Here is a 15,899-nt window from a genome sequence, read left to right as displayed (position 1 = left end):
CACGTGGACAGGCCGCACGGAGCCACACGGCCCGGGGGCCACGCCGCACAACCGGCCGCGTCGACTACTCGACTATGTGGCGGCCCTCCGGCTGTGCGCTGCACGCGGCGCGGAAGGCGCAGTGTGTGCAGTGCTGGCCGGTGGCCGGGGTGAAACGCTCGTCGAGGACGCGGCCCGCCGCCGTCGCGAGCAGGTCGCCGACCCATTCCCCGGCGAGCGGCTCCTGCCCCTGGATCTTTGGGAGGGCCTCCCCGCCGTCCTTCTTGGCGGCCGGCTGACGCAGTTGCACCAGTTCGGCGCCGCCGGGTTCGGGGCGTCGGCCGCCGAAGGCCTCGTCCACCGCGCCCTCTCGGACGGCCAGCTGATAGACCGCGAGCTGGGGGTGGTGGGCGACCTCGTCCTTCGTGGGGGCCGCTTTGCCCGTCTTGAAGTCGACGACGTACGCCCGCCCCTGCGCGTCCTCCTCGACGCGGTCCATGGAGCCCCTGATGCGCACCTCGTACGAGCCGCCCGCCTCCAGCGTCACGTCGAAGCCGTGCTCGGTGGCGACGGGGGTGCGGCCGGCGCGGTCCATGACGTGCCAGCTCAGGAAGCGTTCGAGCGCCACGCGTGCGTGCTCCTTCTCCTGCTGGGACTTCCAGGGGGCATCGAAGGCGAGCGCGTCCCAGACCGAGTCGAGGCGTTCCATGAGGACGGCGAGGTCGGCGGGGCTGCGTCCCGACGCGACCTCGTCGGCCAGCACGTGCACAACGTTGCCGAAGCCCTGGGCGGCCGTCGCCGGGGCATCGGCCTTGACCTCCCGGCCCAGGAACCACTGGAGGGAGCAGGTGTTGGCGAGCTGGTCCAGTGCGCTGCCGGACAGAGCGACGGGCTGGTCGCGGTCGCGCAGCGGGACGGCGCTGCGAGTGGGCTCGTACAGGCCCCACCAGCGGGAGGGATGCGCGGAGGGGACGAGCAGTTGACCGTCGTCGTCGCTGAGCGCGGCGAGGCGGGCGAGGCGGCGGGCCGCCGCGTCGCGCAGAGCGGGGGTCGTGTTCGGGTCGACGGTGGTGGCGCGCAGCTCGGCGACGAGTGCGGCGACGGCGAGGGGGCGGCGGGGGCGGCCCGCGACGTCCTTCGGCTCGACGCCGAGTTCTGCGATGAAGCGGGAGGGCTGGTCGCCGTCGTCCGCGGGGGCCTTCACGGCGGTGACGACAAGGCGCTCGCGGGCGCGGGTGGCCGCGACGTAGAAGAGGCGGCGCTCCTCGGCGAGCAGGGCGCCGGGGGTGAGTGGTTCGGCGAGGCCGTCGCGCCCGATGCGGTCCGCCTCCAGCAGTGAGCCGCGGCGACGCAGGTCGGGCCAGAGCCCTTCCTGCACGCCCGCGACGACCACGAGGCGCCACTCCAGGCCCTTCGAGCGGTGCGCGGTCATCAGGCGTACGGCGTCGGGGCGTACGGACCGCTTGCTGAGGGTGTCGGCGGCGATGTCCTGGGCGTCGACCTCTTCGAGGAAGTTCAGGGCGCCGCGCCCCCCCGAGCGTTCTTCCGCGCGGGCGGCGGTGTCGAACAGTGCGCATACGGCGTCGAGGTCACGGTCGGCGTTGCGGCCTCCGGGGCCGCCGCGCAGCGCCGCGCGTTCCAGCCGCCCCGGCCAGGAGGTGCCGTCCCACAGTTCCCAGAGGGCCTCCTCGGCGGTGCCGCCGCCTTCGAGGAGTTCGCGGGCCTTGCGCAGGAGCGCGCCGAGCCGCTGCGCGCCACGGGCGTACGCGGGGTCGTGTGCGACGAGCCGCTCGGGCTCGGCGAGCGCGCGGGCGAGGAGCTCGTCGGAGGGCGCGGGGACGCGATTGCCCGCGGCCCGCTCCTCGTCGCGCAGGGCACGGCCCAGGCGTCGGAGGTCGGCGGCGTCCATGCCGCCGAGGGGAGAGGCGAGCAGCTCGACGGCCGTCTCGGTGCTGAGCCAGCGGGCGGGGGGCGTGGCACTTCCCCGGTCTGCGCCGCCGTCCGGGGGCTCGGGGGTGGACTCCCCGGGCCCCGCGGCCCTTGCCTGCGCCTCGCCCTCCGGCACGGCATCGGAGACCGGTTCCTGCTCGGTCTCCGGCCCCGCGTCCGTGGCCGCCTCCGCGTCGCCCTCCGACCCGGCGTCGCCCGCCGAATCCGCTGCGCTGTTCGGCTCCGCCGAAGGCAGCTGTACGCCATTGGCCGGGGCCGCCCGGTCGGGGGGCCCGTCGCCGGGGTGATCGCTCGGATCGGCCTCCGCGGCCAGGCCCGTGCCGGCACCAGCGTCGTCGGCGGAGTCACTGCCCGCGCCCACGCCCGGGTCCGTGACCGCCCCCGCATCCAGTTCCGCGCCCGCGCCCGGCGCCTGTGCCGCTCCGGACACCGCTGCCGTCGCCACCGCGCGCAGGGCCGCCAGGAGCGGGGTCACGGCCGGTTCGTGGCGCAGGGGGAGGTCGTCGCCGTCGATCTCCAGGGGGACGCCCGCGGAGGTGAGCGCGCGGCGCACGGCGGGGATGGTGCGCCCCCCTGCGCGGACCAGCACCGCCATCTCGCTCCACGGCACGCCCTCCTCCAGGTGGGCGCGGCGCAGGATGTCCGCGATGTTGTCCAACTCGGTGCCCGCCGTCGGGTACGTGAAGACCTCCGTGCGGCCCCCCTCCCGTACCGGCGCCAGGTCGCGGTGGGCCCGTACCTTCTCGGCCGGCAGCCGGGTCATCGGCATCCGCCGGGTGAGCAGACGGGTGGCCGTGAGCAGGGCGGCGCCCGAACGGCGCGAGGTGGTGAGGACCTCCACCGGCGCGGGGGCGCCGTCCGTCCGGCCGAAGGTGTGCGGGAATTCGAGGATGCCGCCGACATCGGCGCCGCGGAATGTGTAGATCGACTGGTCGGGGTCGCCGAACGCGACCAGCGTGCGGCCCGAGCCGGCCAGCGCACGCAGGAGTCGGACCTGGGCGGGGTCCGTGTCCTGGTACTCGTCCACGAAGACCGCGTCGTACTGGGCGCTGAGCCGGCCGGTCAGCTCGGCCTGCTCGGCGAGCAGCACCGCGCGGTGGACCAGTTCGGCGTAGTCGAGGACGCCCTGCATGTCGAGTACGTCGAGGTATTCGGCGAGGAACGCCGCCGCGGCCCGCCAGTCCGGCCGCCCGGTACGGGCCGCGAACTCGTCCAGCGCCCTTGGGCCGAGGCCCAGTTCCCTGCTGCGCGCCAACACGGCGCGGACCTCGTCGGCGAAGCCGCGCGTGGTGAGACAGGCGCGCAATTCGTCCGGCCAGCGAACATGGGTCAGCCCGGAGCGCTCCAGGTCCAACTGGCCGGTGAGCAGCTCTCGTACGGCCACGTCCTGTTCGGGGCCGGAGAGCAGCCGCAGCGGCTCACTGAAGAGATCACTGTCCTGGTGGGCGCGGACCAGGGCGTAGCAGAAGGAGTGGAAGGTGGTCGCCTGCGGCGCCCGGGTCCCGCCGAGCCGCAGCGCCATCCGGTCGCGCAGTTCCACCGCCGCCTTGCGGCTGAAGGTGAGCACCAGGATGCGCTCGGGGTCGGCCCCCTTGGCGACGCGCGCCGCGATGGCCTCCACCAAAGTGGTGGTCTTGCCCGTACCCGGTCCGGCGAGGACCAGGAGTGGCCCGCCCTCGTGGTCAACCACAGCACGCTGCGGTGCGTCCAGAAGAGGAGGATCCACCGGGCTCGGCGGGGTACGCACCAGCCGGTACGCGCCCGGGGTCCGCTGCCGCACCTGCTGGTGCGGCGGATTCCGGGCGGAACCTGTGGAAGTGGAGGAGCTCACGTGGATCGCCGGTCCTGGTGGGTGTGCTGGTGGACTTGTCCACCGCGCGTGGGGAGCGGTGGCTGCGGGAGATGCGAGGGCCGCGGGACGAACGGTCGGGGCGTGCCGCGTGCCGACGACGCTACGCCAGTGGGCCACGGGGACGCAGGCGGTCCGTCACCCGGAAGGCGGCCCGCCCCCCGGTCCACTGAGCCACCTACCGCGCCACGTACCCCGTACGGTCCTCGGACCGCCCACGACGGCGCGGCATGCCGGAAGCTGTCAGGTGTGAGCCGTGTGAGCTTCCGCATCCCTGTCCGTACCGCCGCCGTCCCACCGTGCCCGCTTCAGGTCGAGGCGCGGCAGGTGGCCTTCGGCACGGCGGGACGCGGTGCGCAGCGGGGTGCCCTCCGCCCGGTAGTGCTCCATCGCCCGCAGCTCGTGTCCCGGCAGCAGGAGGCCGTCTGCGCGCACGACGCGCCACCAGGGGGCGGCACCGCCGTAGAGCGCCATCACCCGGCCCACCTGGCGCGGCCCGCCCTCCTCCAGCCACTCGGCGACGTCCCCGTACGTCATCACCCGGCCGGGCGGGATCGTTTCCGCGACCTCCAGCACCTTCTCCGCGTACTCGGGATACTCGGGGTAGTCCGCGGACGCGGGTCCTTTCGGCAGCTCCGGCTCATCGCTCATCCGACCCATCCTGCACCACACCACCGACAATGGTGGGTGCCGTACCACTCACCAGGGCCTCCGCCCAGGGGGGCGTACTCAAATCACCGCACGCCCCCACAATGCACCCTGATGCCCCCCTCTCCTATCCGGTCATGCCACCATCGTCCGGGCGGTGACTGGTGATACGAGATCAAGAAGAGACGACGAAGGAGCAGAGCTTGCAGCCTCCACCGGCAGCGAGCACTCCTGGCGCCGAGCCACACCCTGACGTGCCTGGCAAGGCCTCCGAAGAAGCCCTGGGCGAGGCCTTCGAGCAGCCCGTCGACAAGGCTCCCGGCGCTCCGGACGAGGTGACGGGGCAGGCCGCCGCCGAGGTCCCTGACCGCTGCGAAGAGGGCGAGCGCATCGACCGGGTGTCCGGCGACGAGCCGCTCCTCTCCGCGCGCGTGCACCGCCCCGCCGACCTGCTGCGGCTCCTCATCGGCGTCTTCGGCATCGCCTGTGTGCTCGCCATGGCCGCCTTCGCCCACGGCACCACCGCCGGGCTGGAAGAGGACATCAGCAAGGGGACCGGGCAGACCCCCGACGTCTTCATCAAACTGGCCGGACTGATCTCCAGCATCGCCGTGCTGATCCTGCCGGTCGCCTTCGCGATCGAGCGGCTGGTCAAGCGCGACGGGCTGCGCATCGCGGACGGCGTGCTCGCGGCCGTCCTCGCCCACGGCGTCTCTCTCGCGACCGACCTGTGGGTCTCCGACGCGGCGCCCGAGACCATCAGGAACGCCCTCACCCAGCCCACCGGCGGCGGCGATCTCACCGACCCGGTGCACGGCTATCTCGCACCCGTCATCGCCTATATGACGGCAGTGGGAATGGCCCGCAGGCCGCGCTGGCGGGTGGCCCTGTGGGCCGTACTGCTCGTCAATTCGTTCACGGTGCTGGTCGGCCGGCAGACCACCCCGTTCGCGATCCTGCTCACCGTGCTGATCGGCTGGACCGTCGCGTACGGCACGCTCTACGCCGTCGGCTCACCGAACGTGCGGCCCACCGGCCAGACCCTCCTCGCGGGCCTGCGGCACGTGGGCTTCCGTCCCGTGACCGCGATGCGCGCCGAGGACGTCCCCGACTCCGCCGACCAGGGCGACCGGGGCCGCCGCTATTTCGTCACCCTGGAGGACGGGGCGCCGCTGGACATCACGGTCGTCGACCGCGAGCAGCAGGCGCAGGGCTTCTTCTATCGGGTGTGGCGACGGATGACCCTGCGCGGCATCACTCAGCGCCGCTCCATCCAGTCGCTGCGCCAGGCCCTCGAACAGGAGGCGCTGCTGGCGTACGCCGCCATCGCCGCCGGCGCCAACGCACCCAAGCTGATCGCCACCTCCGAGCTCGGCCCCGACGCCGTCATGCTGGTGTACGAGCACCTCGGGGGCCACTCCCTGGACTCGCTCCCCGACGAGGAGATCACCGACGAGCTGCTGCAAGGGGCCTGGCGTCAGGTGCGGGCGCTCCAGTCGCGGCGCATCGCGCACCGCAGACTCGTCGGCGACGCCATCCTGGTGGATCGTTCCGGCACGGTGATCCTCACGGACCTGCGGGGCGGCGAGATCGCCGCGGGCGACGTCGTCCTGCGGATGGACATCGCCCAACTGCTCACGACGCTCGGGCTGCGCACGGGCGCCGAGCGCGCCGTGGCCGCCGCCGTCGCCGTGCTCGGGCCGGATGCCGTCGCCGACAGCCTGCCGCTGCTCCAGCCGATCGCCCTCAGCCGCTCCACCCGCGCGACGCTGCGCAAGCTGGCCCGGGAGCGCTCGCAACGCGAGCGCGAGGCGGTGCTCGAAGCCTCGCACGCCGCGAAGGAGGCCAAGGCCGCCGAGGCGAGCGAGGCCGCGGCGGCCGCCGCCACCCCCGGCGGCCGTAAGGCCGTGCGCGCCGGGAAGAAGGCCGAGAAGGAAGCCATCGGCGAGGCGCTGGAGGAGGCACGCGAGGAGGATCTGCTGTCGCAGATCCGCCACGAGGTGCTGCTCATCCGCCCACAGGCGCCGGTCGAGCCGGCCCGCCTGGAGCGCATCAAACCGCGCACGCTGCTCAGCTTCGTCGCGGGCGCGTTCGCGGCCTACTTCCTGATCTCTGCACTGACGGACAACGGCATCAGCCAGCTCGGGCAGGCGCAGTGGGGCTGGGTCGCGGCGGCGGTGGCGCTCTCCGCGCTGAGCTATCCGGCGGCGTCGATGAGCCTGCTGGGCTTCGTCCCCGAGAAGGTGCCGTGGCGGCGCACGATCATGGCGCAGGTCGCTGGTTCGTTCGTGAAGCTGGTCGCCCCCGCGGCCGTCGGCGGGGTCGCGCTCAACACCCGGTTCCTGCAGCGGGCGGGGGTGCGGCCCGGACTCGCGGTGGCGAGTGTCGGCGCGTCCCAGCTGTTCGGTCTCGCGAGTCACATCGTGCTGCTGATGACGTTCGGTTATCTGACCGGGACCGAACGCACGCCCACCATGTCACCGTCCAGGACCGTGATCGCCGGGCTGCTGACGGCGGCCGTGCTCGTGCTCGTGGTGACAGCCGTCCCCACGCTCCGCAAGTTCGTCGCCACCCGGGTGCGGTCGCTGTTCGCCGGTGTCGTGCCGCGCATGCTCGACGTACTGCAGAGACCGCAGAAGCTGATCACCGGCATCGGCGGGATGCTCCTGCTCACCCTGACCTTCGTGATGTGTCTGGACGCCTCGATCCGCGCCTTCGGCGGCGGCGACCGGCTGAGCTACGCGACGATCGCGGTGGTCTTCCTGACGGCCAACGCCATCGGCTCGGCGGCGCCGACCCCCGGCGGTGTCGGCGCGGTGGAGCTCGCTCTGACCACGGCCCTGACGATCGCCGGCCTGCCGTACGAGATCGCGGCGCCCGCGGTGCTGCTGTACCGGCTGCTGACGTTCTGGCTGCCGGTGCTGCCCGGATGGTTCGCCTTCAATCACCTCACGCGCAAGGGCGCGCTCTGAGCGTCCGCGCGCCCCAGGGCGTGCACCCGGGGGTCACGAATGGCGCCCCCGGGGCGGCACGCTCCGGCGCCCCGGCGCACGATGGAGTCATGCCGACCTCCTCCGCCCGGCGCGGCGCAGTCCTGCGCGCCTCGGCCGTCGCCGCCGCCACCGCCGTCCTCGTGTCCCTCGCCGGCTGTTCCGACAGCGGCGACGAAAACAGGGACAAGTCCAAGGACAACGAGCAGGGCGCGCCCAAGGACCTCGCTTCCCAGAAGCTGGACTGGAAGGACTGCCCGGCCCCGTCCGCAGCGGAAGGCGGCGGCGAAGCGCCCTCGCCGCTGCCCGGCGGCGCCGACTGGCAGTGCGCCTTCATGGACGCCCCGCGCGACTACGCGAAGCCGGACGGCGACACGATCGAGCTGGCGCTGGTGCGCGCGAAGGCCCGCGACACGGACAAGCGCATCGGCTCACTCGTCTTCAACTTCGGCGGCCCCGGCGGCTCGGGCGTGACCGGCCTGCCCTCGCTGGCCGCGGACTACGAGCGGCTGCGCTCCCGCTACGACCTGGTCAGCTTCGACCCGCGCGGCGTCGGCCGCAGCGTCGGCGTCGAGTGCGAGGACGACAAGCAGCTGGACGCGTACTACTCCGAGGACAGCACCCCGGACGACGCAGCCGAGGAGAAGACCTTCACCGAGGGCCTCGCGGCGTACTCGGCGGCCTGTGAGAAGAACTCCGGCAAAGACCTCCCGTACGTCGGCACCACCAACGCGGCGCGCGACATTGACCTGATGCGCCAGGTGCTCGGCGACAAGAAGCTGAACTACTTCGGGATCTCGTACGGCACGGAACTGGGCGGCGTCTATGCCCATTTGTTCCCCAAGAAGGTCGGCCGGGCCGTCTTCGACGCCGTCGTCGATCCCACCCAGCCCTCCGAACAGGGCTCGCTCGGACAGGCCAAGGGCTTCCAGCTCGCTCTCGATAATTTCGCCAAGGACTGTGTGGACCGCGGCGACGAGTGCACCCTGCCCGGCAGCAACGTGAAGGAGATCGAGGCCTTCATCGTCGACCTCCTCAAGAGGCTCGACAAGAAGCCGATCCCCGGCATCGGCAGCCGTGAGCTGACCCAGACCCAGGCCACCAACGGCATCGCGCAGACCCTGTACTCGCGGGAGTACTGGGAGTACTTGGAGAAGGGCCTCGACGAGGCCGACGGCGGCAGCGGCCAGGTCCTGCTGTCCCTGTCCGACTCCATGAACGGCCGCGGCCCCGACGGCTCGTACAGCAACATCGGCGCGGCCAACGCGGCCATCAACTGCGTGGACTACAAGGACCGTCACACCATCGAGCAGACCAAGGCGAAGCTCCCCGAGTTCCGGAAGGTCTCGCCCGTGTTCGGTGACTTCCTGGGCTGGGGCCTGATGGGCTGCTCCAAGTGGCCGGTGCCCGGCCAGTGGACGACCCCGGACGTGAGCGCGCCCGGCTCGGCGCCGATCCTCGTCATCGGCAACACCGGTGACCCCGCGACCCCTTATGAGGGGGCCAGGAAGATGGCCGACGAGCTGGGCAAGGGCGTCGGCGTGGAGCTGACGTACAAGGGCGAGGGGCACGGCTCGTACAACAGTGGCGACAAGTGTGTCCAGGGAACCGTGAACGCGTATCTGCTGGACGGGAAGGTCCCGGAGGCCGGGAAGGTCTGCGCGTAGGCGCAGCCCGCCCCTTGTCATAGGCCCCGCCTAAAATGGGCGAAACTGCATTCGATTGCTGAGCACTTGCGCTCGCGGGGGGCCGCGATGGCGTTGCGTGTACGGGCGGTGTCCCTGACGGCGGCCGCGCTGCTGACGGCCGCCGTCGCTGTCGGCTGCGGCAGCGGCGCCGGGCGCCGGGGATCCCGAGAAGAAGCCGCCCACGGCCTCCACACCGGCAGCCCGCGCACCGGCGGGCACCGCCGAGGGGACGAGAACCCAGGACGACAGCCCGGCCCTTCCTTCCGGGCTGACGGGCCAGCGGCTCGACTGGGGGGGCCGGAAGGCAAGCGACGGACCGGCTGAACGCCGAAAAGGGGCTGCCCCGCGCTGCCCCGCGCGGCTTCGCGCGGGGCAGCCCCTCAGGAACAGCGAGCCGGTCTAGTAGATCGGCTTCTCCGGCTCGATCTGGTGGACCCAGCCGATCACGCCGCCACCCACGTGCACCGCGTCGGCGAAGCCCGCGGACTTGAGCACCGCGAGGACCTCCGCGCTGCGGACGCCCGTCTTGCAGTGCAGGACGATCTTCTTGTCCTGCGGCAGCGACGCCAGGGCGGTGCCCATCAGGAACTCGCCCTTCGGGATGAGCTTGGCGCCGGGGATCGAGACGATCTCGTACTCGTTCGGCTCGCGGACGTCGATGATCTCGATCTTCTCGTCGGCGTCGATCCACTCCTTGAGCTGCTTGGGAGTGATCGTCGAACCGGCAGCCGCCTCCTGCGCCTCCTCGGACACGACGCCGCAGAAGGCCTCGTAGTCGATGAGCTCGGTGACGGTCGGGTTCTCGCCGCAGACCGCGCAGTCGGGGTCCTTGCGGACCTTGACCTGGCGGTACTGCATTTCCAGGGCGTCGTAGATCATCAGGCGGCCGACCAGCGGGTCACCGATGCCGGTCAGGACCTTGATGGCCTCGGTGACCTGGATCGAGCCGATGGACGCGCAGAGCACGCCCAGCACGCCGCCCTCGGAGCAGGACGGGACCATGCCGGGGGGCGGGGGCTCGGGGTAGAGGCAGCGGTAGCAGGGGCCGTGCTCGGACCAGAAGACGGACGCCTGGCCGTCGAAGCGGTAGATCGAGCCCCAGACGTACGGCTTGTTCAGCAGGACGCACGCGTCGTTGACCAGATATCGGGTCGCGAAATTGTCCGTGCCGTCGACAATCAGGTCGTACTGGGAGAAGATCTCCATCACGTTCTCGGCTTCGAGCCGCTCTTCGTGAAGGACAACATTCACGTAGGGGTTGATGCCAAGGACCGAGTCCTTCGCGGACTGGGCCTTCGAGCGGCCGATGTCGGCCTGGCTGTGAATGATCTGGCGCTGCAGGTTCGACTCGTCGACCTCGTCGAACTCCACGATGCCGAGCGTGCCGACACCGGCCGCGGCCAGGTACATCAGCGCCGGCGAACCAAGGCCGCCCGCACCAACGGCGAGCACCTTGGCGTTCTTCAGCCGCTTCTGCCCGTCCATCCCGACATCCGGGATGATCAGGTGGCGGGAGTACCTGCGAACCTCGTCAACGGTGAGCTCCGCAGCGGGCTCGACCAGGGGTGGCAGCGACACGGGGACTCCGTAGGTCGGTCAATCAGTACGGTTGTTCTCCGCGTAACACTGCCACGCCCCTTCTCATTCCGAGACACCCGGTCCGATCCGCGAGACGATTTCGTCCCAGTACCCGGGCAGTGTCTCGAATGGGTCGTTTTGCCCACCTCGGTCGCTGTGGTCGGTCAGATAGACCGTCCCCGCGCCCTGCCAGCGGGCGATCCGCACCGCCTCCTCCAGGTGGCTGCGCGGGACGCCGTGCACCAGGTGACAGAAGCGCTCCGGCGGATAGTCCGCCGTCCACTCCGCGACCTGCGACCAGCGGTAGTCGGTCCAGGGGCCCGAGAAGGTCACCAGCTGGTCGGCGGTTTCGGCATAGCCGGGGTACGGGTGTGTGCCGTGGCCGAGGACCAGGTGTGCCTCGTCCTCGGTGAGCGCGGACAGTGTCGATGTCGTACGCCGCACTTCGGACAGGGACGTCCGCCCGGTGGGGCAGCGGTCCAGGTAGAAACCGTCGACCCGGTACCAGTCGAGGAAGCGCTGCGCGTCGGTGACGACCTCCCCGAAGGCCCGTGCCCCGTACGTCATGTCGATCCGTCCCAGCACGCGGACACCGGCGTTGCTGAGGCGGCCCGCCGCCTCCAGGCAGTGCGGGTCGGGCCGGGCGCCGGGCCCGTTCGCGACGTTGAGCACCGCCCAGTGCAGCGGGGTTCCCGGGCGGGTCAGTTCGGCCCATTCGACGGGGGCGACCAGCGGGTGGGCGTAGCCCGGGACGCCGACGCCCATCCGGTCGGCGGCGGTCGCCGCGAACCGGGTGCCTGTCGTGGTCAGATGCGACATGCCGCCTCCATCCAGATGTCGGCGAGAGACTCCTCCAGATTGATGCGAGGGCGCCAGCCGAGCCGGTCGCGTGCCGTACGCACATCGGCCTGCTGCCAGCTGCCGCAGCCGTCGGGGTACGGGAACGGGCCGCCCCCCAGGTGCTCGGGGGGCGTCTCGCCGCGCGGGGCGCCCACCGTGGCGAGCATGCTCCCCGCGCCGCCGTTGCGCGCCGTCGCCGCCGCGCTGCCCGTGGAGTAGGCGGCGGGGGCGTCGAGCTCATGGAGGGTGCCGGCGTAGCCCGCGACTCTCGCCAGGACGGCGGCGGCGTCGCGCAGCCGCACCGCGCGGCCCGTGCCGATGTTGACGACGCCCTGCGCGGCGGATAGCGAGGCGGCGTGCACGGCGCGCGCCACATCGCGTACGTCGACGAAGTCGCGCTGCACACCGAGGCCGCTGAGCTTGAGCTCGCCGTCCCCGGACTGCATGGCGCGGCGCATGGCCTCGGCGAGCCGGCCGAGCGGTGAGCCCGCCGGGGTGCCGGGGCCGACCGGCGAGAAGACGCGCAGCACCACGGCGTCCAGGTCCGAGCCGAGCACCAGCTCGGTGGCGGCGAGCTTGCTCACGCCGTACGGGCCGCCGGGGCGCGGCACCGCGTCCTCGGCCGTGGACGAACCCGGCTGCGAGGGCCCGTACTCGGCGGCGCAGCCGAGCTGCACCAGCCGCGCCCCGCAGCCGCTGCGGCGCAGGGCCTCACAGACGGTGGCGACGGCGATGGTGTTGTGGCGGGTCAGATCCCGGGCACCGCCACGGGTGGCGCCCGCGCAGTTGATGACGACTCCCGGATGCACGGCGTCCAGGAAGCGGGTCAATGCTCCCGGGCTGCCGGTGGCGAGGTCGAACCGTACGTCGGCGTCGTCGCCCCGGCCGAGAGCGGTGAGCTGCACCGCCGGGTCCGCGAGCAGCCGGTCGGCGACGAAGCGGCCGAGGTATCCGTTGGCACCGAGCAGTAGCACCCTCATCGCGCGCCCCCTCGGTGCCGACTGCCTGACGCTGGGGGTTGGGGGGTCATGGTCACGTTCTCCTTCGAGGGTGATGCGGCGGGTGCTTCGGGATCGCCCGCGGCGTCGGCTCCGCGGGAGGCTGGGGGGCGGCGGGTCAGTCGTGCCGGGCCGCGTGGGCGGAGGCACGGGAGAGGGCCGCGGTGGCGTGGACGAGCAGGCCGAGCGCCGCGACGGCGCAGGCGACGGTGGGCACGGCGTCCGCACCACCGGCCTGGGTGACGACTTCGACGGGCCGGGCGACGAAGCCGCAGCCGGGCAGCCGGGCGGCGAGGACGGCGGCCAGTGCCGTCACCTGTACGCCGGTGGCCACGGCGAGGCCGGCCGAGGCGGGTTCGGGGAAGCCGTGGACGGTGAGCAGCCTCGCGAGGAAGAGGAGCGTGCCGAGGGCCACGGTCGGCAGGACCGCCGCCCGGCCGACGTCGCCCAGGGCGGCTCCGGCGAGCAGTTGGAGGCCGACGAGGGCGCACACGAACAGCGCGGTGATGCCCAGCAGCAGCGGCCGGGCGGCTGCGGCGAACTCCTCGGTACCGCGGCTCGTGGTGAGTTTCCGGCGTGCCTGTGCGGCCAGCAGGTGCGCGCACCAGGCAGCGGGGGCCAGTGCGGCGGCGAGGCCCACGACGGGCGCCGTCGCCAGGGGCCAAGGTCCTTCCGGACCGCCGCTGACCAGCTGTTCGAGGAGTCCGTCGCCGAGCAGGGCGTAGCCGAGCAGCCAGAGCACCCACAGGCGCGCGGCGGACACCGTGCGCCCCTCCGCGCGCAACGGCCCGTGGCGGAGACACAGCCTGAGCGCGAGGGCGACGGCAAGGATCCCCGCGGCGCCCACCACGAGGCGGACCTCACCGGTGGTGAGTCCGAGCCCGGTGACGGTGAGGGCGCAGACGGCGCCCGGCAGCAGCGGGTACGCGATCCAGGCGGCGCGCGGGGAAGTCCCCTGCGCCGGGGAAGCGGTGGCGGCCCGCGCCGCCCCGTCACCGCCGCTGCCGGGGTCGTCCCCGTCTCCGGCGCGCGGCACGCGCGCGTAGAGCTCCTCGGCGAGGGAGAAGACGTCCCGGTGGCGGAAGCGTGCCGCTGTCCTGTCGGTCACACCGTGCGCCTCCAGGCCGGCGGCGATCTCCAGCGGGTCGACGGCCCGCTCGCAGAGCTCACGGTGCCGGTGCATGAGGGCTCGTACGGGATCGGCGGGTCCGCGCCGCGCGGGCCCCGCGCCGAGCGAAGGTGCTGCCGGGCCACGCCTCGCGGCAGCGGTCGGTGCCGGTGCCCCTGCCGAGGACGCTTCGGCTCCCGGCGCCGCGAGCGGCGACAGGGACTCCGAAGGACTGTCCCAGCCGCCCTGGTCGACGGGCGTGCGCGGTTCGTCGGACGCCGGCGGGAACTCGGGGAACCCTGCCGCTTCCACGGCGCCGGACGCGCCGGAAGGGCTCAATGAGTCGGCGCCGGAAGGGCTCGATGTGCCGGACACACTCGGCGTACGGGTGCTGCTCATGCGCGTACCTCCTGGACGGAAGTGGTCACGGGGAGCGCGGCAGGGGCGCCTTCGGACCCGCCCGTCCTGCCTGCCACGGACCGTCCGTCAGTTGATCCGGCCCCCGGCCCGTCGCCCGAGATGTCGGCCGACCCATCGCCCGGCGCAGCGCTCGGCTCGTCGCCCGGCACCCGGGCCGGCGCGTCCTCGGTCTCGTCGGCGGCGCCACCCGCGCCGCCGCCCGCCCAGCGGCCTCGGACATGCGCCTCCGCCGGGTTGCCGAAGGCCAGGGGGGCGCCGTCCTCGTCGAGGGCATCGCGTCGCACCGGGCAGCGCGACATGAGCTCCAGGTAAATGCCCCGAAATGCCGCGAGGTTCTGCTCGACGGTGAACAGTTCGAGCGCCCGCGCACGCGCCGCCGCGCCCAGCCGCTGCGCCCGCTCCGGGTCGCGCAGCAGCGCCACGCACGCCTCGGCCAGGGCGCGGGGGTTTCGCGGCGGGACCACCAGGCCCGTACCGCCGATGACTTCGACGACGGCGCCGACATCCGTCGACACGGTCGCGCGCCCGCAGAACATCGCCTCGACCAGGCTGATCGGGAAGCCCTCGACCACGCTGGAGAGCACCACGACCCGGCCCGCCCCGTAGGCCTCGGCCAGGTCGGGCACGTCCGGGCCGCCGATCTCCTCGAAGGAGACCGGATTGTCGCCGACGGCGTGCGCGCCCGTCGCCTCGTCCGGGAAGAGCTGGGCGGCGAGCGCCTTACAGTGGGCGAGGTACGCGGCGGCCTCGGGGTTCTCGGCGGCCCCGACGCCCTGCTGGTTGAAAACGAGGCGGAGCCGGGCCTGCGGCTCCTGCTTGCGGACGTCGGCGAAGGCGTGCAGCAGCGAGATGAGGTCCTTGGCCGGCTCGATGCGGCCGACCCAGACGAGGGTGCGGGGATCGCCCCCGCCGCCCTCCCCCACCGCGGCGAAGCGCTCGGACTCCATGCCGGGGTAAATGGTGCGCAGCTTGGCGCGGTCCGCGCCGCACCGCTCCTGCCACCGCCTGGCGTGGGTGTTGCCGGGCGTGACGAGCGCCGCGTGCGTGTACACCTCGGCGGCCAGCTTGCCGTGGAAGGCCGCGATCAGTGCCCGTACCGGCGCACTGCGGGGCGCGCCGCTCGTGTCGAGGTAGTGCGCGCGCAGCTGCACGCCGTACTCGGTGACCAGCAGGGGGACTCCGAAGAAGCGTTTGGCCAACAGGCCGGGAAGGGCCGCCGAACCGCCCGCCGCGGCGTGGCACAGATCGACGGCGCCGAGGCCCTCCTCGTCGTACCAGTCGAGCGAGAGCGGGCGCAGGGCCCGCTCCAGGAGGTCGACGAAGTCGAGGTAGTCGGGGACCCGGGCGGCGCGCACCGCACCGTTCGCGCCGGGGGCGCGACAGGCCGACTCCAGCGCGCGTACGGCGATTTCGGAGCGCAGCGCGGCGTGCAGGCCGCCCCGCTCACGGGCCAGCTCCGCGAGTCCGTACAGGCCGGTGGCGAAACGGCCGCCCGCGCCGTCCTCGTCGGGCGAGCAGATCGCTCCGGCCAGCTCCTTGAAGTGCCCGGCGAAGCGGCGTCTGTCACGCCGTCCGTACGTGCTGCCGTCGTCGTCCGGCGTCCATAGCGGCGCGGTGCGCACCCGCCGCACCTGGGGCGGCAGCTGGATCCATCCCCGCTCCTCCTGGTGCGCGCTGCGGCTCAGCGCGTAGATGTCGAATTCGTGTGGTGCGAGCCCGCGCACGAGCCGGTCGCACCAGAGCCTGGACTCACCGGTCGCATACGGATAGCCACCCTCCGTCAGCAGTCCGATCCGCACGAATGCACCCCCGATCTCCCTTGTGGGCGGCCGCCGTTGGTCGGCGACTCGC

At 72.9% G+C, this 15,899-nt stretch carries 9 protein-coding genes; 2 read left to right on the top strand and 7 right to left on the bottom strand.

The genetic code is table 11. The features are described from left to right. Window positions 1-64: 64 nt before the first annotated feature. Together ACLLJJ_RS26975 and ACLLJJ_RS26970 are read right to left on the bottom strand one after the other, a co-directional pair. Window positions 65-3,760, bottom strand: a complete 3,696-nt coding sequence (locus tag ACLLJJ_RS26975) for a UvrD-helicase domain-containing protein (protein WP_434596167.1) — start codon at window positions 3,758-3,760, stop codon at window positions 65-67. A gap of 261 nt (window positions 3,761-4,021) precedes the next feature. Continuing rightward, window positions 4,022-4,438 carry an MGMT family protein gene (locus ACLLJJ_RS26970; protein ID WP_434596165.1) on the bottom strand — a complete coding sequence of 139 codons (417 nt, stop codon included), beginning with the start codon at window positions 4,436-4,438 and terminating at the stop codon, window positions 4,022-4,024. A gap of 242 nt (window positions 4,439-4,680) precedes the next feature. Between ACLLJJ_RS26970 and ACLLJJ_RS26965 the strand changes: the two genes are divergently transcribed. After that, window positions 4,681-7,398: a lysylphosphatidylglycerol synthase transmembrane domain-containing protein gene (locus ACLLJJ_RS26965; RefSeq protein WP_434596163.1), complete on the top strand. Its 2,718-nt coding sequence runs from the start codon at window positions 4,681-4,683 to the stop codon at window positions 7,396-7,398. A gap of 89 nt (window positions 7,399-7,487) precedes the next feature. Continuing rightward, window positions 7,488-9,083 (top strand): alpha/beta hydrolase, encoded by a 1,596-nt coding sequence (locus ACLLJJ_RS26960; RefSeq protein WP_434596162.1) that lies wholly within the window; start codon window positions 7,488-7,490, stop codon window positions 9,081-9,083. 420 nt (window positions 9,084-9,503) lie between these two features. Here the strand turns inward: ACLLJJ_RS26960 and moeZ are convergent, their stop codons facing one another. The 5 genes from moeZ to ACLLJJ_RS26935 form a co-directional block, all read right to left on the bottom strand. Continuing rightward, window positions 9,504-10,682, bottom strand: coding sequence for an adenylyltransferase/sulfurtransferase MoeZ (gene moeZ, locus ACLLJJ_RS26955; RefSeq protein ID WP_434596161.1), 1,179 nt, complete (start codon window positions 10,680-10,682; stop codon window positions 9,504-9,506). Between the two features lie 63 nt (window positions 10,683-10,745). After that, window positions 10,746-11,501, bottom strand: a complete 756-nt coding sequence (locus tag ACLLJJ_RS26950) for a spherulation-specific family 4 protein (RefSeq protein ID WP_434596160.1) — start codon at window positions 11,499-11,501, stop codon at window positions 10,746-10,748. After that, complete coding sequence (locus tag ACLLJJ_RS26945; RefSeq protein ID WP_434596159.1) at window positions 11,489-12,502, bottom strand: NAD-dependent epimerase/dehydratase family protein; 1,014 nt, start codon at window positions 12,500-12,502, stop codon at window positions 11,489-11,491. The genes ACLLJJ_RS26950 and ACLLJJ_RS26945 overlap by 13 nt, the downstream gene beginning before the upstream one ends. A 136-nt stretch (window positions 12,503-12,638) precedes the next feature. Next, on the bottom strand, window positions 12,639-14,027 hold the full coding sequence (locus ACLLJJ_RS26940) for a hypothetical protein (RefSeq protein ID WP_434596157.1): 1,389 nt from the start codon (window positions 14,025-14,027) through the stop codon (window positions 12,639-12,641). After that, entirely contained in the window at window positions 14,024-15,847 is a 1,824-nt protein-coding gene (locus ACLLJJ_RS26935; protein ID WP_434596156.1) for a DUF3492 domain-containing protein, read from the bottom strand. The genes ACLLJJ_RS26940 and ACLLJJ_RS26935 overlap by 4 nt, the downstream gene beginning before the upstream one ends. Between the last annotated feature and the right edge of the window lie 52 nt (window positions 15,848-15,899).

The organism is Streptomyces sp. A5-4 (genome assembly GCF_051131715.1).
In the GTDB taxonomy this organism is placed as follows: Bacteria; Actinomycetota; Actinomycetes; order Streptomycetales; family Streptomycetaceae; genus Streptomyces.
The sequence above is the reverse complement of the archived record's forward strand: the minus strand, read 5'-3'. Positions and strand labels throughout refer to the sequence as shown.